This window comes from Thauera sp. 2A1, assembly GCF_009469595.2.
In the GTDB taxonomy this organism is placed as follows: Bacteria; Pseudomonadota; Gammaproteobacteria; order Burkholderiales; family Rhodocyclaceae; genus Thauera.
In genome coordinates, this window is sequence record NZ_SSXV01000002.1 from 44,857 (window position 1) to 66,287 (window position 21,431).

The window sequence follows — 21,431 nt, forward strand, 5'->3', positions numbered from 1 at the left end:
GCTTGTTGGTCACATGATTATAGAATGGCCTCGCGAGATAGTCATCCGCGGCGGGAATCCTGCGCTGGGGCATGGAACCGCTTCGAGGTCGAAGCGCTCTGTGAAGACAAGCGCCGTTCGTGCCGGGAACTCGAGTCTGCTGAGGTGGCAGGAAGTTGATCTTGCTCGGCGCGATACCAGACTGTTGCAGGCGCTGCATTGCTGTCAAAATGACAGCACTTGGATGCCACGAGAACAACATGCCCAATCTCACCCTCCGCGATGTGCCCGAAGAGCTTCACTCGTGGCTGAAGTACACCGCGCGCGCTCATCGGCGCTCGGTCAACCGCGAAGCCATCCTGCTGCTCGAACTGGTCCGCTCGGGACAACGCGTCGCGCCGACAAAGGCGTCGTACGAAGACCTGCTGGCGATCAGCCGACAGGCGGCGGCGCTGCCGGTGCTGGACAGGCGTGCCGAGGCAGACATCCTCGGCCTCGACGAGTCCGGCGTGCCGCGCAACTGAGCGTCGCTCATGGTCGTTGATACCTCCGCCATCGTCGCCATCCTGCTCGGCGAAGTGGGGCACGAGCGCTACGTGCGTGCCCTGGCCGACGCCGAGACCTGCCTGATGGCTGCACCGACCTGGCTCGAATGCGCCATGGTGATCACGACGCGGTTGGGCCAGCCCGGCATGGATGCGATGGAACAGTTGCTTGCCGGTGCCCTCGTCGAAGTCGTACCGTTCGACGAAGAGTTGGCGCGCGCCGCGCATCGTGCGTGGATACAATTCGGCAAAGGCCGGCACCCGGCTGCGCTCAATTTTGGCGACTGCATCTCCTACGCGCTCGCGCGCCAGTCCAAGGCCCCGCTGCTGTTCAAGGGGCTGGATTTCGCGCAGACGGACGCCCTTGCCGCGGTGCCGGCAATGGTTTGAATCGAACACCCACACAGAACGGACTCCTCATGAAAATCCTCGTCACCGGCGCCGCCGGTTTCATCGGCATGCACACTTCCGAGCGCCTGCTCGCCCGCGGCGACGAAGTGGTCGGCCTCGACAACCTCAACGACTACTACGATCCCACGCTGAAGGAGGCGCGCCTCGCTCGCCTCACGCCGAACAAGGGCTTCCGCTTCGTCAAGATGGACGTCGCCGACCGCGCCGGCATTGAGCGCCTGTTCGCCGAAGAGAAGTTCGACCGCGTGATCCACCTCGCCGCCCAGGCCGGGGTGCGCTATTCGCTGCAGAACCCGCACGCCTACGTCGACAGCAACCTCGTCGGCTTCATCAACATCCTCGAAGGCTGCCGCCACAGCAAGGTGCAGCACCTCACCTACGCGTCGAGCTCCAGCGTGTACGGCGGCAACACCAAGATGCCGTTCTCCGAGCACGACAGCGTCGACCACCCGGTGAGCCTGTACGCCGCCACCAAGAAAGCCAACGAGCTGATGGCGCACACCTACAGCCACCTCTACGGCCTGCCCACCACCGGCCTGCGCTTCTTCACCGTGTATGGCCCCTGGGGCCGTCCCGACATGGCGCTGTTCCTGTTCACCAAGGCCATCCTCGAAGGCCGCGCGATCGACGTCTTCAACCACGGCAAGATGAAGCGCGACTTCACCTTCATCGACGACATCGTCGAAGGCGTGATCCGCACCATGGACCGCGTCGCCGAGGCCGACCCCGGCTTCAACCCCGACCAGCCCGACCCCGGCCGCAGCAACGCGCCCTTCCGCGTGTTCAACATCGGCAACCACAACCCGGTCGAGCTGATGGAATTCATCGCTGCCATCGAGAAATCGCTCGGCAAGACCGCGCAGAAGAACTTCCTGCCGCTGCAGGACGGCGACGTGCCCGCCACCTACGCCGACACCGCCGAACTCAACGCCTGGACCGGCTTCGCCCCGGCCACCAGCGTGGAAGAGGGCGTCGGGCGCTTCGTGCAGTGGTATCGGGGGTATTACGGGGTTTGACGGCAAAGTAAGGCCGTGGCCTACACTGAGAGCGTTCGCACCACGGAGACAGAGGGAGCAGGCATATGCATCCGATCATCGAGGCACACCGTCAAGAGCTACGGTCGCTGGCGCATCGATATGGCATGCGCTCGATCAAGGTGTTCGGTTCCATGGCCCGCGCGGACGCCGATGATTCCAGCGATGTCGACCTGCTCGTCGATACTGCTCCAGGCACGTCGGGCTTCGTGCTTGGAGCCTTACTGATGGACGCGCAGGACATCCTCGGACGTCGAGTGGATGTCGTGACGGAAAAGTCACTGCATCCCTTGTTGCGGGATCGCATCCTCAACGAAGCACAGCCGCTCTGAGTCCCGGTCCATGAGGCCCAGCCCGACTGCAGATCAGGTCTACCTCGTCCACATGCTGGAATGCATCGCCCGCATCACGGAGTACGCGGGCGATGATGAGGCCGATTTCCGCGCCTCACATTGATTCAGGATGCCGTTGTCCGAAATCTTCAGACGCTGGCGGAATCCAGTCAGCGATTGACGAACGAGATCAAGGCTACGGAACCCGGAATCCCATGGCGTGCAATCTCCGGCTTCCGGAACATCCTGGTGCACGACTATCTCACGATCGACGTCGATGCCGTATGGGTCGTCGTGAGCAGGGAACTGCCCGCGTTGCGCGACGCGCTCCAGCGCATGGCGCAGCGTTTGCGGTCGGTGTAGGAAGTGGCTCCGTCCGCTACACGACATCGTTGAGATGTCGCGCTGATCTCCCGAAGCGTGAGGCCTGGAAGTCGTCGGCTGGCAGATGCGGTTAAGACCTTCCACGGCCCGACCTCCTCAGTCCGGCGTCCTAGGGCCTGGCCACGCGGAAGGCGGGCCGCAGAAAGGGGGTGACGGTTACTCTCTAACGTCGGAAGCGCGATGCCACCCGCTCGGCAATTGCCGAGCGCCTGACCGATGAACGCTAAGCCGAGTTGTGGCGCGATATCTAAGCCCCTGAAGGAGAGAGGAAAATGAAGTACGTCACAAGCGTGGAGCGGCTCGCGGTCAAGCGAGGAATCCAGCAAGGCATCGAGCGAGGACTTGAGCAAGGCCGTGCGGAAGGCCGCGCGGCGCTGCTTGGCCGCCAGCTCACCCGCCGCTTCAGTCCACTACCCGCGACCATCACCCAACGCCTCGCCCATGCCTCCGCCGAGCAGCTCGACCTGTGGGCCGAGCGCATCCTGGACGCCGACAGCCTCGACGAGGTGTTTGTCGGCAACTGACATTCAGGCCTCTTCGAGGCGATCGGAGACTTGCACGCCGTTGTGGCCAAGCAGCCCCGGCGGGCCCGATTCGGCCGGGCCTGCCCTCCTTCAGAATCTGCATCCCAGCGCTCGGCTCGAGACGATGCGAATCGGCCTTCGCTTCTTCGGCGCTCAGTTCGCCGATCTCGGCACGCGCTGCACCCTGTAGGAGCGGGCTTGACCGCGACCCGCCCAAGCCTGGCTGCTGCTCCACGCGTCAATCATGACCACGTTGTCAACTCTTGACGCCGGATTGTCTGCCTTTGCCATCGCTTCCGTTCCGTGGCGGCAGCGACCGTGAAATCCTTCACGCAAATCGCTCCGAACAAACCTGGCACGCCTTCTGCTTAATGTCTTTCAAGCGCCGACACTTTCCACGGCGTCGAGTCAATCCAGTCGGAGACTTCAAATGATGAAGAAATTGCAGAAAGGCTTCACCCTGATCGAGCTGATGATCGTCGTGGCGATCATCGGCATCCTGGCGGCAATCGCGATTCCGCAGTTCAGCGAGTACACGAAGAAGGGCGAGGACAAGGCGGCGCAGTCGGATGCGCGCAACCTCCTGACCCAGGCCACGGCCAGCGTCAATCAATAATCGAGAGGGGTAGATAAATGGACAAGCGTATTCTTGCTGCGTTGGCTTTGGTCGCGGTTTCCGGTTTTGCGCAGGCTGCGAGCACCGCAGTCTGTGGTGGAGCTACCCAGGCTACTAACGGGACGACCATCTCTTCGTCCACCGACGGCTTTGTCAAGGTTGACTTGACGCCGAAGTGCTCGGCCAACGTAAATATGGCTTACGATCAAACTGGTACTACTTTCGGGGTCTGTTCTAACTCGGTGAAGGGGAAGAACAACTTTGGCGGATCGACTGAGGGCGGAGGCGTGACCCAAAAATCGGCATGCGCCGCTGGCGGGTGTACGGCTCCTACTGCCGCGGCGGCAACGGGCTGCAGCGGTGCTGCTGGTACTTAAGCACCTTGAGCCAATGTTGGCTGCGCTTCGTCAGCACGCGGTGACCGCATGGAAGTCCGGCCTCAGAGGCCGGACTTTTCATGCGGTTTTCGTCTTTGCGCTTTTGCTTCTGACTGCCGCATGGCTGGCGGCCGCATTCTCAGCGCGCCAGCCGCAGGCCGTGGCGCTCGATGTGGGTCTGTCCGGCATCCGCATCAGCATGACTTTTCTCGCGCTGATCTGGGTGCAGGAACTGGTCGGCCGGGAAATCGAGCGGCGCACGGTCTTCCTCGTGCTGGCCTATCCCATGCCTCGGGCGGCCTACATCCTTGGCCGCTACCTTGGCATCCTCCTTCTGGCTGCTGCAGCCATTCTGCTGTTGGGTGTGATCCTGCTCGCGGTCATCCAGATTTCGGCCTGGGGCTACCAGTATCCACATGCATTGAAGCTCGGATGGCCCTATTGGGCAACGATCGTCGGCTTCTTTGTTGACATCGCGGTCGTCAGTGCCTTCACGCTCGCCGTTGCAACAGTGTCGTCCAGCGCCATCTTTCCCTTGATTGCAGGCGCTGGTTTCTCGCTGGCGTGCAGGATGCTTGGGCCGGTGCTCGATTACCTCTCGCGTGGTGCGGAGGGGGACAAGGAGCTTGTCCGGCACTTCGATCCCCTGGTGAGTACCATTCGCTGGCTGATACCCGATCTGGATCGGCTGGATCTTCGCCTGTGGCCGATGTTCGGCACGTCGCCGGTGCCGGACGCTTTTCTTGTTTCCGTGGCAATGGCTTCCTGCTATGCGGCCCTGATGCTCCTTCTGGCGGTGCATGCCTTCAACCGGCGGCAATTCGTCTGACGCGAACGATGATCCGACGCCTTGGGTCGGCGACCTTCGTCCTGTTGCTGGCGCTGTTTGGCTACGGTCACGCCGTGGATTGGCTGAGTACGAAGGAACGGCCGCGCGCGCGCGACGAGCTGGCGATCTATCTGCCACCGGTTGCACAGCTTCTGGGCGCCGGTGGCGATCGATATCTTGCTGCAAACATGGATGTCTTTCGCACTTTCATGGCGGGAACCGGGCGATTGCGGCCTGAGGAATACGAGATCCTCGCCCGCCTGCATGTCGATGCCGCACTTTTCAATCCAGGGCACGAGGACAACTACTACGTTGCGGCTGCCATACTGCCTTGGGCCGGGCACGTCACGGAGGCGCAGTACGTGTTGGGGCGCGCCATGGAGTCGCGACCATTCGATTACATGCCTGCTCTTCTGTACGCGTTTGATCAGCGATATTTCCAGAAGGATCCCGTCGCCGCGGCAGGCACCTTGCGAACGGCTGCTGCGCGAATCGATGACGAGCGTACGCGGATTGCTCTCGAAGTGATGGCGGCAAACTGGTACGAGAAGGCCGAAGGCAGCAGCGCGGCCGAAATCTTAAGGTTGATGGCTGCACAAACCAACAACAAGGATTTCGCCGAACATTTGAATCGACGTGCCGCTAGGCTGGATGCGATGGCAGCCATCGAAGTTGCAACGGGCAGGTGGAGGCTTGAGCGGGGCGATCTTCCCCACTCGGTGAGCGAGCTGGTGCGCGCCGGCTTTCTTCCAGCCGAGCCGGTCGACCCTTTTGGCGGCCGCTGGAGCATCACGAGAGATGGCACGGTTACCGTGGCTGAAAAGACGAACTGAGGCCGGCGCAGGTGAATGCAATCGAGCTGCAGAATCTGAGCAAGACGTTTCGGCAGGGCTGGCGGGGCACCGAGGTCAGCGCGCTGAAAGGCGTCTCATTGGCGGTGGAGCAAGGGGAAGCGTTCGGCTTCGTTGGCCAGAACGGCGCGGGCAAGAGCACCACGATCAAGATCCTGACGGGTGCCCTGCGTCACGATGGAGGCGAAGCGCGGCTGTTCGGCTTCGATGTCGCAGACTTCCGCAGCCGTGTCGGTCTGGGTTATGTGCCGGAGAACCCCTGGCTCTACGACTACCTGACCCCACTTGAAATCGTCCGGATGGGCGTCATCGCGCACGGCAGGCGGAAGGGCGCCGACGTGAGCTCACATTGCCGGCAGTGGCTCGAAAGGCTGGGGCTTGGACCGGTCGCGCAGCGGCGGGTGAGAGGATTTTCGAAGGGCATGTTGCAGCGAACCGCGCTTGCTCACGCGCTGGCTTGCGAGCCACGCCTGCTGATTCTGGACGAGCCATTGTCGGGGCTTGATCCCCTGGGGCGGCGCGAAGTGGTCGATATTCTTCTGGAGTATCGAAAGGGTGGCGGCACGGTGTTTTTCTCGTCCCACGTGTTGCACGATGTGGAGCGGCTCGCCGACCGCTTCGGCCTCATTCACAAAGGTGAACTGCGCAGCGTGCAGCAGCCGTCTGAAGTGTGCGCGAGGTCAGAGACGGTGCTGGTCCGTTCCATCGGCGCACAGCCTGTCGAGGGGCTCTCGCCTGAGGTTGGCGGTCGCTGGTCCGGAGATATCCCCGCGACCGATGTCTGGCATGTGCTCGACAGACTGCGGGAGGCGGGGCATACGCTGCTCGAGGTCAGGCCAGGGATGTCGCTCGAACGGCTGTTCCTGGATGTCGTGCGGCGAGACCAGTAGTTGACCCGCAGCAAGCGCTGTGCGGTGCTTGCATATGTCATGAGTCACGGAGCGGAAAATCTGAATGTCCAATTCAAGGAAAGGGCGCCGTCCACACGCACATGGCGCCGATCACGAATTCTCCAGACTTGCGGCCCTGTTCGCTGCGGGTCGCTACAAGGACGCTGAGGTCGGTGCGCATGAGCTGCTTGCACGACGTCCCGGAAATCCGCTGAGCAATAAGCTGCTGGGCGCAGCTTTGATTGCTCAGGAGCGAGCCGCGGAGGCACTACCGCCTTTGCGCGAGGCGCTGGTCAAATTGCCGGCGGACGCCGAGCTCATGACCAATCTGGGGATCGCGATGTGGAAACTTGGTGACTTGCCGGCGGGGAGGCGTCATCTCGAGCGGGCTGTAGAGCTGTCCCCGCGTGATCCGGCGTTGCATGTAAACCTTGCTCGGCTGATTCGCCATTCGGGCGATCTGGGGGGAGCGGCGGCGCAGTTGCACGAAGTCTTGAGAGTCGACCGTGACAATGGTGAGGCACTCAGAGAATTGGCCCTCATCTCTCTGGATGCTGGGGCTGTGGACGCTGCAAAAGAGCTTTTTGAGCGTGTCATCGCGCTGGGGGCGCGAGACGATGGTGTCTATTTTGGGTATGGCGCTGCGTTGAAGCGGCTGAACAGGGCGCCAGAAGCTGCACAAGCGTTCAAACAGGCCTATGAATTGGCTCGCAGCTCGAATTCGCTCGCCCAGTTGTTGCATGTCGAGTTATTTGGCGCGGACTGGCACGAGCTCTCGCAACTCGAGTCGGAACTCGTCGAGCGACTGGATCGTGGCTTCTCGAGTGGCGTGCCCCTCTTTTCGCTGCTGTCCATTCCGCGAATTTCATCCAAGCACGTCCTCGAGGTGGCGAAGGTGGAAGCGAAGGCCTTGTTCGTCGGTGTCGAGCCACTGCCAAAGCGTCTGATGGGGTCGCTGCAAGATGGTCGGCCGTTGAGGATTGGATATCTATCGGCCGATTTTCATGGCCACGCAACAGCCGACCTGTTGGCTGGAGTCATCGAGAGTCACGATCGCGAGCGTGTTCGTTCGTATGCCTATTCACATGGGCCAGACGACGGCACGGAGATGTGCAGACGAATCCGCGGTGCGTTCGATGTCTTTGTGGATGTGGGCGAACTGGATCTGAAGCAGACGGCCCAACGCATTTTCGATGACGAGATCGACATCCTTGTCGATCTGAAAGGTTGGACCCAAGACGCGCGGCTTGGCGTCCTTGCCTACCGACCGGCTCCCATTCAGGTGAGCTGGCTAGGCTTCCCGGGAACGCTCGGCGATGCGCGACTGGTCGATTACATCATTGGCGACCGCTGGGTAACGCCGCGCGAGCACCTCGATGATTTTGGGGAGATCGTCGCGCAGATGCCGAATTGCTATCAGCCCAATGACGACAAGCGGCAGATCGGGCCGATTCCCTCTCGGAAAGAGGCTGGCCTGCCGGATGCGGCCTTCGTCTACTGCTCCTTTAATCAGTTTTACAAAATTAATCCCGAAGTCGCGGACTTGTGGGCACGGGTGCTAGAAAACGTGCCTGCTAGTGTGCTCTGGTTATTGGACCCGGGTGAGAGCGCCCGTGCGAATCTCATGCGTGAGTTCGGCTCACGTGGGGTAGATTCCGAACGAATCATTTTTGCTCCTCGGCTCAAGGGGCTTGACCATCTGGGTAGGCTTACGCTCGCAGATGTTGCGTTGGACACTTTCCCCTACGGCTCCCACACGACGGGCAGCGATGCACTCTGGGCGGGCGTGCCGTTGGTGACCCTGCCAGGCACGACCTTCGCAAGTCGAGTTGGTGCTAGCTTGGTCTCTGCCGCCGGGATACCTGAACTTGTCTGCAGCGATCCTGATGCGTTTGTGGATTGTGCAGTTGAACTATATCGAGACAGGGAGCGCTTGGCGCAAATCAAGCAATGGCTAAAATCTGGAGGGCGCAGGTCTGCGCTGTTCGACACAGCTCGATTTTCCCGCGACCTTGAAAATCTCTACCTTGAAATTTATCGCCGAAATTTAGTTGGGGATAGATCGGCAATCATCCAATGAACGTAGGGTGACATTAGGTTTCTCGTGTCTATCGGATGCTCCGAATGGGAAGAGTCTAAGAAATGGACAAGAGGGTATAGGCCTATCTTGAGGTCATGAAAGTTGTTTTAATTAATTATTGCCCAGATGAACCAAGATTTTGACAGTCCTCTGCCCAGTTCAAGCTTGCCTTTTTTTGCCCTTCTAGGGGGCTTGATTCTGCTGGTACTGCTTCCGACGGTTACCTGGTTGCCAGGTGAAAATTGGCATGATAGGCAGCGCATTGGGCAAATCGTGCTCATTGCATGCACGGCAATGACAGGCTCGTTCATGATCTTTTCTTTCAAGCCGCTGCCATATGCAGTGAGTCGGGTAACGTTCTTTTTGATTGTCGGTCTCGTCCTTGTTGGCGCCATGTCTTCCGTCCGCGCTGACGCGCCGATATGGGCTTTCACCGAACTAGCTACCTTTTTTGGCTGTGCCGGGATCGCGTGGTTCATTGCAATTGTTCGCATCACCGGGGGTGCGTTAGTCGACCGAATGTTGCTGGGATCGGTCGTGTTGACGTGTGCAGCGCTATCTATTCAGGTGGGCGTTAGTTACGCGAGTACCATCCTTGTGCGACTTGAACCGGTCGACCCATGGGGTTTCCTGGGCGGATTCTCTAATTTACGATTCTTCGGCCAATTTATTAGTCTGTCCCTGCCTCTGCTCGCGGCGCCCGCGATGGTGCCCGGTCAATCGAGGCCGTGGCGTATCCCTACGCTGCTCTTGCTCGTCGTTTGGTGGGCGATAGCAATCTGCTCGGGCACTCGCGGTACTTGGCTCGGCCTCGCGGTCGCGAGTACCTGGCTGTGTTTCATGGGGGAGAAAGCGCGACGCTGGGTAACCTTGCAGGTCTTTTCCGCGATCGGGGGCGGGGTACTCTTCTTTATCTGCATGAATTGGATTCCACAAATCGCTGACCTCGAAGTGGCTAATCACGCGTCGTCGCGCTTGACCGCCTCACTTTCCGGGAGGGAGGTGTTGTGGATCCAGGCTGTCAGCATGATAGTGGAGCGCCCATTGCTTGGCTTTGGGCCGATGCACTTCGCCAGTATAGCGAACGCCGTTGCTGCTCATCCGCATCAAGCTTTGCTGCAGTTGGCCTCTGAGTGGGGGCTTCCTTTCTCGGTAGCAGTCACGTTCGGCGTTGGGCTTGCAGCGTGTTCTGTCTTTCGGTGTGTAAGAGCTGAGGCGAATCTTGATACCTCGGTCAGTGTCCTACGGCTCTGTCTATCCGCTTCCCTGGTAGCGTCGTTGACGCAAGCCATGGTTGATGGAGTGCTAGTGATGCCTTACACGCAGGTTTGGCTTGCGCTAGTTTCGGGTTGGTTGCTTGCGCTCCATCCCCGACGAGAGTCGACGGTCGGTCCATCCGCAACTGGTCGATTGCTTTGGACCGGTGGGCTCATATTGGCTGCGGGGTTGCTCGTCGGTGTCTTGGTGCGCGACTATCCTCGCCTCAATGAACTGGAGAATTCCTACGTGCAGCAGGTCGGGGGGCATCTGCAGCCGCGTTTTTGGCAACAGGGTGTTATCGTTGCGCGGGGGCAACAGAACTCCAAGTGAAGCGAGCGTAAGGTGCTTTTCTTACTGGGCCTGAGGTCACCTGCGGATCTCTTCGACGTCAAGACGGGGAAGACTGGATGGAAATGATCCGAGGCCGAAACCAGATGGCGCACACCTCCCACGAAGAAGTTGCGGACGAGACTTCAGCGCGCATCATGGCACCTACCATCCCGTGTTTATGGTGTTCGCGAAGCGCATGCGAGCCTTGGGATCCGGCCGGTGGCGAGGTAGTCTTTGCCCACTTTTCGATGCGTTGCGACGACATGATGCGGAGCTCTTGCAGGTCATCCAGCTGGCACGGGTAGCCTGGTGGGCATCGGCAGTGGCGGTGTGCGGTAGGGCATTGATCGCGGCCAGGTCCGCTCCCACACGACGCGCCCTTGCCGTGGCAGCGGACCGGGCCGCGATCGAGCCGCTGCTCGCGCTCAGGCGATGCGTTCCCACAGGCAGGTTTCGTCCTCCAGCCGGTCCAGTTCCAGGCCCTTGAAGTCGCCGCGCGACACGATGCCGACGAGCTTGCCGGCATCGACGATGGGGAGGTGGCGGTAACCGCAGTCGGCCATGCGGCGCAGGGCGTCGATCGCCATCGCGTCGGGGGCAATGGTGTCGGGCGCGGCGGTCATCACTGCAGACAGCGGCGTTGCCGCCGGCGGCTGGCCTTCGGCGAGGGTGCGCACTGCATCGCGGCCGGTGAAGATGCCCACCAGGCGGTCGCCGTCGGTCACCAGCACGGCGCCGACGCGGCGTTCCCACATGCACTGGCAGGCGTGCTGGACGGTGGCGTCGGGCGGCAGCGTCAGCGGGTCCTGATTCTTGATGATGAAGGCCAGGCAGCGGTTCGTCATGATGGATGTCTCCGGGTGGTCAAAGATGTATGCATTCACCTTCCAATATAGACGCCGGCATGACGGTTTGTTGGCGGCGGATCGGAATGCCTTGCGCAACGCGCAAGGGCTTTAGAATATCGACCACTTCCTCGCCGTCCGGCGCTGCCGGGAGCGGTTCGACCCTTTCCATCTCTTTACCATGGCCACCTACGCAATCGGCGACATCCAGGGCTGTTATCCGGCGCTGCAGCGGCTGCTGGAGCGGGTGGCGTTCGATCCGCTGACGGATCGGCTGTGGATCGTGGGCGATCTCGTCAATCGCGGACCGCAGTCCCTGCAGGTGCTGCGCGTGCTGCGCGACCTGGGCAGCGCGGCGACGGTGGTGCTGGGCAACCATGACCTGTATCTGCTGATGGTGGCGGCCGGCTACCAGCGGCGCGAGGACGACGACACGCTGTACCAGGTGCTTGAGGCGCCGGACCGCGATGAACTGCTGCAGTGGCTGACGTGCCGGCCGTTGATGCATGTGGAAGACGACTACGTGCTCGTCCACGCCGGGCTGCTGCCGGGCTGGACGGTGGCGCACGCGCAAACGCTGGCCGACGAGGTGGTCGCAGTGCTGCGCGGGCCGCAGGCGAAGGAGTTCCTGCTTAACCTTGCCGGCAACAAGCCCGACCGCTGGTCGGACGATCTGAAGGGTTGGGAACGGCTGCGCGTGGTGGTGAACGCGATGACGCGCATGCGCTTCTGCACCGCCGACGGGCGCATGGCACTGCGCGCGAAAGGCCCGCCCGACAAGGCGCCGCCGGGAACGATGCCGTGGTTTCTCGCGCCGGACCGCTTCAACCGCACCCACACCATCGTCTGCGGGCACTGGTCGGCGCTTGGGTTTTATCGTGCGCCGGGGCTCATTGCGCTCGATTCCGGCGCCGTGTGGGGGGGGAAGCTGACGGCGGTGCGGCTGGAAGACGGCGAAGTGATCCAGGTACCGGGCTGAGCCCTACAGCCGCGCCAGGATGAGCTCACGCGCCTCGCGCGCCAGGCTGCGGCGGTCGGTGTGCGGGCCGGTGGCGAGCGGAGCGACAGCCTGCACGCGGGCGATGATTTCACGTTCGGCGATGATGCTGGCGATGCACTGGCCCAGGCTGACGTCGCCGTCGTAGGCCGCCGCGCGGCTGAAGCTGCCGTCAGGCGCGTGGTACGACAGGGCGACCGGCTGCACCGCGTGGCCGGCGGCGATGGCCGGCTGCAGCAGGGCGGCGTGGAAGTCGAGCACGTGGCTGCCGTCGGTGGTGGTGCCTTCAGGGAAGATCGCGACGTTGCGCCCGGCGTCGAGCTGCGCGGCGGTTTCCGCGTTGATGATCTTCGCGTGGCCGCGGCTGCCGCGGCGCAGGAAGATGGTGCCGTTTTTCGCCGCGAGCCAGCCGATGAGCGGCCAGTTGCGCACTTCCGCTTTCGACACGAAGGAGGCGGGCGCCACCGCGTTGATGACGAAGATGTCCACCCACGAGATGTGATTGGCCACCAGCATGCAGCCCGGCTCCACCGCCACGCCCGCGGTCTGCAGGCGGATGCCGAGGATGGCCAGCAGGCGCTGCGACCAGCGCTGGCGCAGGCGGCGGTGAGCGGGTTCGGCGCAGAACGGGTAGATCAGCGCGATCGTCAGCGTGCCCTGGGCGATGTGCAGCGCCAGGCGCAGGCTGCGCCAGCCGCGCAGCAGCGCGGGGCTGGCGGTGCGGCTGGCGGGTGCGGTGGAGGCCGCAGCGGCGGCGGTGTTCATCGGTTTCAGTCCTTGCGTCCCATGAAGTGTCTGGCGTAGCGGTCGTCGACCTTGTTCATCGGCATCAGGATGGGCAGGTCGGCGGTGTTGAAGTCGGGATCCCACGCCGGCTCGCCGCAGATCCAGGCGCCTGCACGCAGATAACCCTTGATGAGCGGCGGCGCTTCCGCCGGCAGGTCGCCGCGCAAGGCCTCGAGCGGCAGCGGACAGCGCGGGAAGACGCGGTATTCGAGCGGCGCCAGGTGGTCTTCACGCAGGCGATTGTACAGGCTGGCCGCGGCGTGGCCGCCGTCGGCCATGCTGACCGAGGCGCAGCCGACAAGGTAGTCGTAGCCGTTTTCCTGCATGTAGCGCGCGAGGCCCGACCACAGCAGCGCGATCACCGCGCCGCTGCGGTACTCTGCGTCGATGCACGAGCGCCCGATCTCCACCAGGCGGCCGCGCAGGTGCTGCAGGCGGGTGAGGTCGAATTCGTTCTCGGAGTAGTAGCCGCCGACCTTGCGCGCCGCCGCCGGCGACAGGATGCGGTAGGTGCCGACGATGCGGCCAGCGTCCTCGTCGCGCACGATGAGGTGCTCGCAGTAGGGGTCGTAGATGTCGCGATCCACGCCCGGCGTGCGCGTGTTGAGGCGGGCGCCCATCTCGTCGGCGAAGACGCGATAGCGCAGCTTCTGGGCTTCGAGGATTTCCGTTTCGCAGCTTGCGAGGCCCACATGCAGGTTGCGGCCCTTGCTGCGCTTGGCGGTGGCCAGGTCCGGCTGGGTGTGCTTGAGCATGGCGTGCTTCCGTTTGGTGAGGATGAGGGCATTCTCGAAAGCCTGCGTTGCGGCACGGTGACGCGCTGGTTACGATCGGGTGACGGACATGGCATCGAAGAGGGGAGTCGAGATGGACAACTGCGTTTTCTGCCGCATTGCGAAAGGTGAGCTGCCGTCGTCGAAGGTGCACGAGGACGAGCACACGCTGGTGATCATGGACATCCAGTCGGTGAACCCGGGCCACATGCTGGTGCTGGTGAAGCCGCATCGCGAGAACATCTATGCGCTGGACGACGAGCTTGCCGGCGCCGCCTTCCGCACCGCGGCGCGCGTGGCGCGAGCGGCCAAGCAGGTGACCGGCTGCCAGGGCGTGAGCCTGTTCCAGGCCAACGAGCCGGCCGGCGCGCAGACGGTGTTCCACTTCCACATCCACGTGCTGCCGCGCTGGGAAGGCGATGGCATGGCGCTGGCGTGGCCGGTGAAGAACCCGCCGCGCGAGGCGCTGGAGGAGATGGCGGCGAAGCTGAGGGCAGCGGTGGGCGCCTGATCGCGATTGGGCGGATGCGGTCGCGCTCAAGCGCGCTCCTACATGGGGGCGAGCATCGAGGGGGGCGCGGCGGCGCCCGCTTATAATGGCGGTTCCAGACACTTCCGTACGGGACCCGACATGTCCATCCTCGTCTGCGGCTCCATGGCCTATGACTCGATCATGGTGTTCAACGACCGCTTCAGGAATCACATCCTGCCCGAGCAGATCCACATCCTGAACGTGTCCTTCCTGGTGCCGGACCTGCGCCGCGAGTTCGGCGGCTGCGCCGGCAACATCGCCTACAACCTGAAGCTGCTGGGCGCCGATCCGCTGATCATGGCGACGGTGGGCGAGGATTCCGACCCGTACCGACGCCGCCTCGACCACCTCGGCCTGCGCCAGGACCACGTGCGCGAGGTGCGTGGCACCTTCACCGCGCAGGCTTTCATCACCACCGACCTCGACGACAACCAGATCACCGCCTTCCACCCGGGGGCGATGTTCCATTCGCACCTCAACGACGTGCGTGACGCGGCAGGCGCGAAGCTGGGCATCGTCGCGCCCGACGGCCGCGACGGCATGCTGCGCCATGTGCAGGGTTTTGCCGATGCGGGCCTGCCCTTCATCTTCGATCCGGGCCAGGGGCTGCCGATCCTCAGTGGGGACGAACTGCGGCATTGCCTGAAACTGGCCACCTGGTGCACGGTCAATGACTACGAGATGCGCCTGATGAGCGAGAAAACGGGCCTTTCCGAAGCCGAGCTGGCCGCCGAGGTGGATGCGCTCATCGTGACCCTGGGCGCGGAAGGCTCGCGCATCCACGCCAAGGGCGAGTGCGTGGAGATTCCGGCGGTGAAGCCCGACGAGATCCTCGACCCTACCGGCTGCGGCGACGCGTATCGCGCCGGGTTGCTGTATGGCTTGGCGAACGGCTGGGACTGGCTGCAGAGCGGGCGCCTGGCGGCAGTGATGGGCGCGATCAAGATTGCCCACCGCGGTGGGCAGAACCACCGCCCGACGCGCGACGACATCGCCGCGCGTCACCTGGCGGCGTTTGGGGAGAATCCATGGTGAACGGACAGACGATGACGACGCGCGCCGTGCTTGGCGCGCTGGTGGTCGCGCTGATGCTGGGTGGCTGTGCTGCAGGGATGGGCGGTCGCGACTATGCGCGCGCCGACGCACGCCGCACGATGGTGGTGCAGTTCGGCACGGTGGCCGGCGTGCGCGGCGTCAATCTCGAAGGCACGAAGACGCCGATCGGCACCGTGACCGGCGCTGCCGTCGGCGGCATCGCCGGCAGCACCATCGGCAGTGGCAAGGGTTCCGCCGTGGGCGCGGTGCTCGGTGCCGTGGTCGGCGGCATGACCGGCGCCGCGGTCGAGGAGGGCACGACGCGCAAGGTCGGGGTGGAAGTCACGGTGCGGATGGACGACGGGCAGTATCTCGCCGTGGTGCAGGCCGACGAAGGCGAGAACTTCCGCGTGGGCGAGCGAGTGCGCATCCTGCGTGACGCGGGCGAGACCCGGGTCGCGCGCTGATGGCTGATTCGCGCCCCGGCGTTCAGGGGTAGAAGACGTACACGCGATACCCGGTGGGCGATGCGCCTTCCAGGCGGAAGGGCAGCCGCACCGGGACGGTCGTGCGCGCGGGCAGGCTGGCCTTTGGCGCGTCGGCGGGCATCCAGTCTGCCGGCGCGAACACGCGACGCACCACCGGCGTGTCGGTGCCGTCGGTCAGCGTCAGTTCCAGATGCGGCCAGGCTTGCGGGTAGTCCGCCCGGTTCTTGACGGTGGTGAACAGGGTGTAGCGGCCGGTGCGCGCGGGGTCGGATTGCAGATCGGAGGTTTCGATGGCGATCAGCGCGACGTCCTTCGGTAGCGGCACGTCGCAGCCGAGGGCCGCGCAGCCGGCTTCGAGCAGCGGGCGGGTGCCCGGCAGGCTGCGGCCGATTTCCGTCCGGAACAGGTAGGTGGCCTGGGCGGCCAGGGTTCCAGCCAGCAGCCCGGCGGCCATGCCCGTCAGCGTGCGCGCCACGGCACTGCGTTTGCTGGCTGGGCGCCCGTAGGTGGCGTCGAGGTGCTCGAGGTCGACGTGGCGGGCTTGCGGGGTTGCAGTTGCCAACGCTTCTTCGTCGGCATCGGCAGGGGAGATCGAAGCTCGCCCCTGGTCGTGCCCTTGGTCGTGCCCCTGCTCTGCCTCCGGCTCCAGCTCGCGCTTCGGTTCCGGCTCTGTTGTCACACGCGCCGCTGCAGCGTCTGCCCGTTCATCCGGTTCAGGGGCCGTGTGCCCCCGCGCGGCAGCAAAGGTTTCGGTCGGCGAGGGGTTGCGGCGGCCGCTGCGGATGACATCGGGGAGGGATGAAGCGGCGCCGGATTCGGCCGCATCGAATGCTTGCGGCTGCTCAACTGTCCTGTCGCCCCAGTCCGGTGCTTCCGGATAGTCTGTCGTCGGGTATGCCCGCTCCGCTTGGCCGGGAGGCTCTGGCGCGGCGCGGTCATCGTCGAACGGCGGAAACTCGGGCAACTCGAAATCGAGCTCTTGGGTATTGCGGCCGGCGCCGGGCGCATGCGCGGCGACGACCGGAGTCGGTTCGCCGTGTGTGGCTGCGGCGGCTTGTTCGCGCCCGCGTGCGGCCGGCTCCGCTTCATCGGTCGTCGCGATGCGGTGCTGCAGTGCGTTGAACGGGTTGAAGCAATGACCGCAGCGCACCTCGCCGTTGCGCGCGCGGATCTGTTCCGGGTGCAGCCGGAACACCGTCTGGCAGGCGGGGCAGCGTGTCAGCATCATGGCAGGATGCTCAGCGGCGGCCCTCCAGCCGCACCCAGCCGTCCAGCGTGGCGCCGACCTCAAGCGCCAGGTAGGGCGCCCAGGCGTCGATGACCTGCTGCGACTGCGTCGCGAGTACGCCGGAGAGTGCCACGCGTCCGCCGGTGGCGACGCGCGCGGCGATGGCCGGTGCAAGCACGCACAGCGGATTCGTCAGGATGTTGGCCACCACCAGGTCGAAGGTGTCGCCCACCGGAACGCCGGAATGCTGCAGGCGCATCGTCACGCGATTGCGTGCGGCGTTGTCGCGCGCGGCCTCGACGGCCTTCTCGTCGATGTCGATGCCCATCACGTCGCCGGCGCCGAGCAGCCCCGCGGCGATGCCGAGGATGCCCGAGCCGCAGCCGTAATCGAGGACGCTGCAGCCCGGAGTGACTGCATCGCACAGCCACTCCAGGCACAGCCGGGTGGTGGGGTGCGAGCCGGTGCCGAAGGCCATGCCCGGGTCGAGTTCGATGTTGATCGCCTGCGGGTCCGGCGCCTGATGCCAGGAGGGGACGATCCACAGCCGGTCGGTGATGCGGATGGGGTCGAACTGGCTCTGCGTGAGCTGCACCCAGTTCTGCTCGGCGATCTCTTCGGTGGTGAACGGCGGAACGGCGGGCAGGCCGGCGGCGCCCGAGGCTTCGGCAAGCATGGCCGCCAGCTCGTCGCTGGCTGTGTTGCCATCGAACAGCGCGATCACGCGGCTGTGATCCCACAGCGAGGTCGGCAGGTGGCCTGGTTCGCCGAACTGCGGCTTCTCGGCGTCGGTGCCGGCGTCGGCATCCTCGATGGACACCGACAGGGCGCCGATGTCCATCAGCGCATCCGACAGCGCCTCGGCCCTGGCGGCGTCGGCCTGCAGCGTCACGGAGATCCACGTTGACATGGCAGCGGGCTCAGGCCTTGACTTCGTTGCGGTTGGCCAGCTTGTGTTCCAGGTAGTGGATGCTGGTGCCGCCCTCGTTGAAGCCGGGGTCGAGCATCAAGGTCTGGTGCAGCGGAATGTTCGTCTTGATGCCCTCGACCATCATCTCGGACAGTGCGATGCGCATGCGGCGGATGGCCTGGTCGCGGGTGTCGCCGTAGGCGATGACCTTGCCGATCATCGAATCGTAGTGCGGCGGAACCATGTAGCCGTTATACACGTGCGAATCGACCCGCACACCGGGGCCGCCGGGCGTGTGCCAGTTGGTGATGCGGCCGGGCGAGGGCGTGAACTTGAACGGATCCTCGGCATTGATGCGGCACTCGATGGCATGGCCGCGAAACTCCACGTTGCGCTGGCGGAACCAGAGCTTCTCGCCATCGGCGATGCGGATCTGCGCCTGCACGATGTCGACGCCGGTGATCATTTCGGTCACCGGGTGCTCCACCTGCACGCGGGTGTTCATCTCGATGAAGTAGAACTCGCCATTCTCGAACAGGAACTCGAAAGTCCCTGCACCGCGGTAGCCGATGGTGCGGCAGGCTTCGGCGCAGCGCTCGCCGATCTTGGCAATGACCTTGCGCTCGATGCCCGGTGCAGGCGCTTCCTCGATCACCTTCTGGTGGCGGCGCTGCATGGAGCAGTCGCGCTCGCCCAGATAGACCGCGTTGCCGTGCTGGTCGGCCAGGACCTGGATCTCGACGTGGCGCGGGTTCTCGAGGAACTTCTCCATGTACACGGTCGGGTTGCTGAACGCTGCCTGGGCTTCGGCCTTGGTGGTGGTCACCGCGTTGAGCAGCGCGGCCTCGGTATGCACCACGCGCATGCCGCGGCCGCCGCCGCCGCCGGCCGCCTTGATGATCACCGGATAGCCGATGGCGCGCGCGATGCGCACGATCTCCTTGGGGTCGTCGGGCAGGGCGCCTTCCGAACCGGGGACGCAGGGCACCCCGGCCGCCTTCATCGCGTCCTTGGCCGACACCTTGTCGCCCATCAGGCGAATCGTTTCGGCACGCGGCCCGATGAAGACGAAGCCGGATTGCTCGACGCGCTCGGCGAAGTCGGCGTTTTCCGACAGGAAGCCGTAGCCGGGGTGGATCGCCTCGGCGTCGGTGACTTCGGCGGCGGAGATGATCGCCGGCACGTTGAGGTAGCTCGCACCCGACGGCGCGGGGCCGATGCACACCGATTCGTCGGCGAGGCGCACGTACTTGGCCTCGGTGTCGGCCTCCGAGTGCACCGCGACGGTCTTGATGCCAAGTTCGCGGCAGGCCCGCAGGATGCGCAGGGCGATTTCCCCGCGGTTGGCGATGAGGATCTTCTCGAACATGGCGCGATCAGCCGATCACGAACAGCGGCTGGCCGTATTCGACCGGCTGGCCGTTCTCGACCAGGATGGCCTTCACCGTGCCGCTGAATTCGGATTCGATCTCGTTCATCAGCTTCATCGCCTCGATGATGCACAGGCGATCGCCTTCGGATACCGTCTGGTTGAGTTCGATCAGCGGCTTGGCGCCCGGCGCCGAGGCACGATAGAAGGTGCCGACCATCGGCGACTTGACGATGTTGCCGGCCGGCAGCGCGTTCTCCGCCGGCTCGGCGGCGGCAGGTGCGGTCGCTGCGGGAGCGGCGGCCGCCATCGGGGCCGGGGCAGGAGCCGCCATCGGCGCCGCATACGTGACGGGCGCACCGCTGGCGTGCTTGGCGATACGGACCTTCTCCTCGCCTTCGGTCACTTCGAGTTCGGAAATCCCCGACTCCTGTACAAGGTCGATCAGTTTCTTGAGCTTGCGCAGATCCATGCTGTTCTCCGTGCCGGGCACAAGACGCTTGCGCGTGTCGTTGCCCGGGATGTGAATGGTTGTCTATGCCTGCGAGTGCGCAGGATGGAATGCCGATGCGGGTGGGGCGCCGCTGGGCCGCGCCGGGATGACGGGCTCGCGGGTGGAGCATTCAGGAACGTCGCGGCTGCCGGCTGCGGCTGGAAAGGGTGGCGCAGCCGCCGCGCAGGCCGTCGTCAGACGGCTGGGAGCGTGGTCAATTTCGAGCCGCGGGCAGCGATTTGAACGCATCATGCAGTCAAGTTTGCCGCAATTCCCGACAATTTGTCTACGCTCGCACTTGCCCCGAAGCTGCCTCAGGAGCCCAGCAGTGCGCGGATTCTGCCTTCGAGATCGTCGCGTTTCAAGGTGCCCAGCTTGACGTGGCGGACCTTTCCTTCGCGGTCGAAGATCACGGTGAAGGGCAGCGCCTGGGCCTGGTTGCCGAAACCGGCTGCCAGGCTCAGCACCTGTGGCGAGGCGATCAGCAGCGGGTAGGGAATGTCGAGTTCATGGTCGAAAGCCCGCACCTTGTCGGCATCGTCAACGCTGAGGCCGACGAACTGGACCGGCTGCTCGGCGAGCGCGCGGCTGGCGGCGGAGAAGTCGGGAATTTCCTTGCGGCAGGGCGGGCACCATGTCGCCCAGAAGTTGACCACCACCACCTTGCCGCGCCATTGCGCGAGGGCTTGTTCCTTGCCGTCGGTGTCGGGCAGGCGCAGCGCGAAGAGGGCGTCCACGGTTTCCTGGCTGACGACCTGGGACGGGGCGTTCGCCGGCGCCATCTGGCGGTTGACGAAGAAGCCGGCCGCGGCGGCGATCGCCGCCACCGCGGCAACGAGCGCGATGCGAGCACTGCGGGTCATTCGCGTACCTCGGACGGTTGATCTCCCTCGGGCGCAAGGTGCAGCAGTGCTTCCACCTGGGCCCTGCGTGCGCGTTCCTGTCCGCGGCGCCCCCGGCGCTCGGCGCTCGCCGGGTAGATCGACAGGCGCACCGGGATGTCTTCCCAGTCGAAGCTGAGGATGGCCTCGGGCGCGTCGGGTGCCGGGCGACGCGGTTCGCGGTGCTCGTAGGCGACGTCCTGGTTGAGGAAGAAGATCTCGACCTCCTTGGCGCTCTCCGGGTAAAGCTCGATCTCCAGTTCGGAATAGCGGCCGGCCGTGCCGTCCAGCGCGCCGCCGGTCAGGTAGGGGCGAAAATCCTCCAGCAGACGCATGATCTCGACCGCTGCAGTGCGCATCTCGCGCACTCGCTGCGGCTGCTCCTCGTCCTGGTAGAGCGCCTGCCAGGCGCGCAGCTCGGCTTCGATTTCCGCGTTGTTGGGCAGCACTTCGGCGTCCACCGCGCCCAACTGGCGTGCCGCCTTGCGTTTGGCGAAGCCGAAGTCGCTGATGCCGTCTTCGGCCATCATGCGTGCCGCGAGCGCGGCGATCTCGCGCCGCAGGTTACCGCTTCGTGTGGCGTGGGCATGGGAGGACATGGAAGCTGGCTCGAATGGAGGCGGCAGGAACGGGGACGATTGGCAGGCCGGAC

Annotated in this window: 24 protein-coding genes and 1 pseudogene; 16 read left to right on the top strand and 9 right to left on the bottom strand. The window is 64.3% G+C overall.

The genetic code is table 11. The features are described 5' to 3' along the window. The first annotated feature begins 239 nt into the window (after positions 1 to 239). The 12 genes and pseudogenes from GH664_RS02250 to GH664_RS02305 all read left to right on the top strand — a co-directional run bounded on the left by GH664_RS02250 (position 240) and on the right by GH664_RS02305 (position 10,442). Positions 240 to 503, top strand: a complete 264-nt coding sequence (locus GH664_RS02250) for a hypothetical protein (RefSeq protein ID WP_153166534.1) — start codon at positions 240 to 242, stop codon at positions 501 to 503. Between the two features lie 9 nt (positions 504 to 512). Further along, on the top strand, positions 513 to 914 hold the full coding sequence (locus GH664_RS02255; RefSeq protein ID WP_153166535.1) for a type II toxin-antitoxin system VapC family toxin: 402 nt from the start codon (positions 513 to 515) through the stop codon (positions 912 to 914). Between the two features lie 29 nt (positions 915 to 943). Continuing rightward, positions 944 to 1,951: an NAD-dependent epimerase gene (locus GH664_RS02260; RefSeq protein ID WP_153166536.1), complete on the top strand. Its 1,008-nt coding sequence runs from the start codon at positions 944 to 946 to the stop codon at positions 1,949 to 1,951. Positions 1,952 to 2,016: 65 nt separating this feature from the next. Beyond that, on the top strand, positions 2,017 to 2,301 hold the full coding sequence (locus tag GH664_RS02265; RefSeq protein WP_153166537.1) for a nucleotidyltransferase family protein: 285 nt from the start codon (positions 2,017 to 2,019) through the stop codon (positions 2,299 to 2,301). A 177-nt stretch (positions 2,302 to 2,478) separates the two neighbouring features. After that, positions 2,479 to 2,664, top strand: coding sequence for a DUF86 domain-containing protein (locus GH664_RS02270; protein ID WP_255424897.1), 186 nt, complete (start codon positions 2,479 to 2,481; stop codon positions 2,662 to 2,664). Positions 2,665 to 2,957: 293 nt separating this feature from the next. Next, positions 2,958 to 3,209 (top strand): DUF4351 domain-containing protein, encoded by a 252-nt coding sequence (locus GH664_RS02275; protein ID WP_153166538.1) that lies wholly within the window; start codon positions 2,958 to 2,960, stop codon positions 3,207 to 3,209. Between the two features lie 433 nt (positions 3,210 to 3,642). Next, positions 3,643 to 3,735 (top strand): annotated as a pseudogene (locus GH664_RS02280) (prepilin-type N-terminal cleavage/methylation domain-containing protein); the annotation flags it as partial. A 450-nt stretch (positions 3,736 to 4,185) separates the two neighbouring features. Continuing rightward, positions 4,186 to 5,031 (top strand): ABC transporter permease subunit, encoded by an 846-nt coding sequence (locus tag GH664_RS02285; RefSeq protein ID WP_153166539.1) that lies wholly within the window; start codon positions 4,186 to 4,188, stop codon positions 5,029 to 5,031. An 8-nt stretch (positions 5,032 to 5,039) separates the two neighbouring features. Next, entirely contained in the window at positions 5,040 to 5,864 is an 825-nt protein-coding gene (locus GH664_RS02290) for a hypothetical protein (RefSeq protein WP_153166540.1), read from the top strand. An 11-nt stretch (positions 5,865 to 5,875) separates the two neighbouring features. Further along, positions 5,876 to 6,772: an ABC transporter ATP-binding protein gene (locus GH664_RS02295; RefSeq protein ID WP_153166541.1), complete on the top strand. Its 897-nt coding sequence runs from the start codon at positions 5,876 to 5,878 to the stop codon at positions 6,770 to 6,772. A gap of 64 nt (positions 6,773 to 6,836) precedes the next feature. Then, a complete protein-coding gene (locus GH664_RS02300; protein WP_153166542.1) occupies positions 6,837 to 8,852 on the top strand; it encodes a tetratricopeptide repeat protein in 2,016 nt (671 codons plus the stop codon). A 126-nt stretch (positions 8,853 to 8,978) separates the two neighbouring features. Then, a complete protein-coding gene (locus GH664_RS02305; protein WP_153166543.1) occupies positions 8,979 to 10,442 on the top strand; it encodes an O-antigen ligase in 1,464 nt (487 codons plus the stop codon). Positions 10,443 to 10,867: 425 nt separating this feature from the next. Here GH664_RS02305 and GH664_RS02310 read toward each other — a convergent pair whose 3' ends face one another. Further along, positions 10,868 to 11,287 carry a cyclic nucleotide-binding/CBS domain-containing protein gene (locus GH664_RS02310; RefSeq protein WP_153166544.1) on the bottom strand — a complete coding sequence of 140 codons (420 nt, stop codon included), beginning with the start codon at positions 11,285 to 11,287 and terminating at the stop codon, positions 10,868 to 10,870. 181 nt (positions 11,288 to 11,468) lie between these two features. Between GH664_RS02310 and GH664_RS02315 the strand changes: the two genes are divergently transcribed. Further along, a complete protein-coding gene (locus tag GH664_RS02315; RefSeq protein WP_153166545.1) occupies positions 11,469 to 12,266 on the top strand; it encodes a symmetrical bis(5'-nucleosyl)-tetraphosphatase in 798 nt (265 codons plus the stop codon). 3 nt (positions 12,267 to 12,269) lie between these two features. On the opposite strand, the gene GH664_RS02320 is transcribed toward GH664_RS02315, so the two are convergent. Both GH664_RS02320 and GH664_RS02325 read right to left on the bottom strand, forming a co-directional pair. Next, complete coding sequence (locus GH664_RS02320) at positions 12,270 to 13,049, bottom strand: 1-acyl-sn-glycerol-3-phosphate acyltransferase (RefSeq protein ID WP_153166546.1); 780 nt, start codon at positions 13,047 to 13,049, stop codon at positions 12,270 to 12,272. Positions 13,050 to 13,054: 5 nt separating this feature from the next. Further along, the gene (locus GH664_RS02325) at positions 13,055 to 13,825 is read right to left on the bottom strand and encodes a GNAT family N-acetyltransferase (protein ID WP_153166547.1); all 771 of its coding nucleotides are present in this window, start codon (positions 13,823 to 13,825) and stop codon (positions 13,055 to 13,057) included. A 112-nt stretch (positions 13,826 to 13,937) separates the two neighbouring features. Here GH664_RS02325 and GH664_RS02330 point away from each other — a divergent pair, with 112 nt between their 5' ends. The 3 genes from GH664_RS02330 (at position 13,938) to GH664_RS02340 (ending at position 15,877) form a co-directional block, all read left to right on the top strand. Further along, on the top strand, positions 13,938 to 14,354 hold the full coding sequence (locus tag GH664_RS02330) for an HIT family protein (RefSeq protein WP_153166754.1): 417 nt from the start codon (positions 13,938 to 13,940) through the stop codon (positions 14,352 to 14,354). 120 nt (positions 14,355 to 14,474) lie between these two features. Further along, positions 14,475 to 15,410: a carbohydrate kinase family protein gene (locus GH664_RS02335; RefSeq protein ID WP_153166548.1), complete on the top strand. Its 936-nt coding sequence runs from the start codon at positions 14,475 to 14,477 to the stop codon at positions 15,408 to 15,410. Further along, the gene (locus GH664_RS02340) at positions 15,404 to 15,877 is read left to right on the top strand and encodes a glycine zipper 2TM domain-containing protein (RefSeq protein WP_153166549.1); all 474 of its coding nucleotides are present in this window, start codon (positions 15,404 to 15,406) and stop codon (positions 15,875 to 15,877) included. Before GH664_RS02335 ends, GH664_RS02340 begins: the two co-directional genes overlap by 7 nt. A gap of 22 nt (positions 15,878 to 15,899) precedes the next feature. Here GH664_RS02340 and GH664_RS02345 read toward each other — a convergent pair whose 3' ends face one another. The 6 genes from GH664_RS02345 to GH664_RS02370 form a co-directional block, all read right to left on the bottom strand. Continuing rightward, complete coding sequence (locus GH664_RS02345) at positions 15,900 to 17,126, bottom strand: DUF3426 domain-containing protein (RefSeq protein ID WP_153166550.1); 1,227 nt, start codon at positions 17,124 to 17,126, stop codon at positions 15,900 to 15,902. Between the two features lie 10 nt (positions 17,127 to 17,136). Then, positions 17,137 to 18,036, bottom strand: a complete 900-nt coding sequence (gene prmA, locus GH664_RS02350; RefSeq protein ID WP_153166551.1) for a 50S ribosomal protein L11 methyltransferase — start codon at positions 18,034 to 18,036, stop codon at positions 17,137 to 17,139. 10 nt (positions 18,037 to 18,046) lie between these two features. Further along, complete coding sequence (gene accC, locus GH664_RS02355; protein ID WP_153166552.1) at positions 18,047 to 19,405, bottom strand: acetyl-CoA carboxylase biotin carboxylase subunit; 1,359 nt, start codon at positions 19,403 to 19,405, stop codon at positions 18,047 to 18,049. A 7-nt stretch (positions 19,406 to 19,412) separates the two neighbouring features. Next, a complete protein-coding gene (gene accB, locus GH664_RS02360) occupies positions 19,413 to 19,877 on the bottom strand; it encodes an acetyl-CoA carboxylase biotin carboxyl carrier protein (protein ID WP_153166553.1) in 465 nt (154 codons plus the stop codon). Between the two features lie 335 nt (positions 19,878 to 20,212). Continuing rightward, on the bottom strand, positions 20,213 to 20,761 hold the full coding sequence (locus GH664_RS02365) for a TlpA disulfide reductase family protein (protein WP_153166554.1): 549 nt from the start codon (positions 20,759 to 20,761) through the stop codon (positions 20,213 to 20,215). After that, a complete protein-coding gene (locus GH664_RS02370; protein WP_153166555.1) occupies positions 20,758 to 21,378 on the bottom strand; it encodes a hypothetical protein in 621 nt (206 codons plus the stop codon). The genes GH664_RS02365 and GH664_RS02370 overlap by 4 nt, the downstream gene beginning before the upstream one ends. Positions 21,379 to 21,431 lie beyond the last annotated feature (53 nt).

Bases quoted from the DNA above. Each gene is read 5' to 3' on its own strand.
- GH664_RS02250 (WP_153166534.1), top strand. From the start codon at position 240: ATGCCCAATCTCACCCTCCGCGATGTGCCCGAAGAGCTTCACTCGTGG.
- GH664_RS02255 (WP_153166535.1), top strand. From the start codon at position 513: ATGGTCGTTGATACCTCCGCCATCGTCGCCATCCTGCTCGGCGAAGTG.
- GH664_RS02260 (WP_153166536.1), top strand. From the start codon at position 944: ATGAAAATCCTCGTCACCGGCGCCGCCGGTTTCATCGGCATGCACACT.
- GH664_RS02265 (WP_153166537.1), top strand. From the start codon at position 2,017: ATGCATCCGATCATCGAGGCACACCGTCAAGAGCTACGGTCGCTGGCG.
- GH664_RS02275 (WP_153166538.1), top strand. From the start codon at position 2,958: ATGAAGTACGTCACAAGCGTGGAGCGGCTCGCGGTCAAGCGAGGAATC.
- GH664_RS02290 (WP_153166540.1), top strand. From the start codon at position 5,040: ATGATCCGACGCCTTGGGTCGGCGACCTTCGTCCTGTTGCTGGCGCTG.
- GH664_RS02300 (WP_153166542.1), top strand. From the start codon at position 6,837: ATGTCCAATTCAAGGAAAGGGCGCCGTCCACACGCACATGGCGCCGAT.
- GH664_RS02305 (WP_153166543.1), top strand. From the start codon at position 8,979: ATGAACCAAGATTTTGACAGTCCTCTGCCCAGTTCAAGCTTGCCTTTT.
- GH664_RS02310 (WP_153166544.1), bottom strand. From the start codon at position 11,287: ATGACGAACCGCTGCCTGGCCTTCATCATCAAGAATCAGGACCCGCTG.
- GH664_RS02315 (WP_153166545.1), top strand. From the start codon at position 11,469: ATGGCCACCTACGCAATCGGCGACATCCAGGGCTGTTATCCGGCGCTG.
- GH664_RS02320 (WP_153166546.1), bottom strand. From the start codon at position 13,049: ATGAACACCGCCGCCGCTGCGGCCTCCACCGCACCCGCCAGCCGCACC.
- GH664_RS02325 (WP_153166547.1), bottom strand. From the start codon at position 13,825: ATGCTCAAGCACACCCAGCCGGACCTGGCCACCGCCAAGCGCAGCAAG.
- GH664_RS02330 (WP_153166754.1), top strand. From the start codon at position 13,938: ATGGACAACTGCGTTTTCTGCCGCATTGCGAAAGGTGAGCTGCCGTCG.
- GH664_RS02335 (WP_153166548.1), top strand. From the start codon at position 14,475: ATGTCCATCCTCGTCTGCGGCTCCATGGCCTATGACTCGATCATGGTG.
- GH664_RS02340 (WP_153166549.1), top strand. From the start codon at position 15,404: ATGGTGAACGGACAGACGATGACGACGCGCGCCGTGCTTGGCGCGCTG.
- GH664_RS02345 (WP_153166550.1), bottom strand. From the start codon at position 17,126: ATGATGCTGACACGCTGCCCCGCCTGCCAGACGGTGTTCCGGCTGCAC.
- prmA (WP_153166551.1), bottom strand. From the start codon at position 18,036: ATGTCAACGTGGATCTCCGTGACGCTGCAGGCCGACGCCGCCAGGGCC.
- accC (WP_153166552.1), bottom strand. From the start codon at position 19,405: ATGTTCGAGAAGATCCTCATCGCCAACCGCGGGGAAATCGCCCTGCGC.
- accB (WP_153166553.1), bottom strand. From the start codon at position 19,877: ATGGATCTGCGCAAGCTCAAGAAACTGATCGACCTTGTACAGGAGTCG.
- GH664_RS02365 (WP_153166554.1), bottom strand. From the start codon at position 20,761: ATGACCCGCAGTGCTCGCATCGCGCTCGTTGCCGCGGTGGCGGCGATC.
- GH664_RS02370 (WP_153166555.1), bottom strand. From the start codon at position 21,378: ATGTCCTCCCATGCCCACGCCACACGAAGCGGTAACCTGCGGCGCGAG.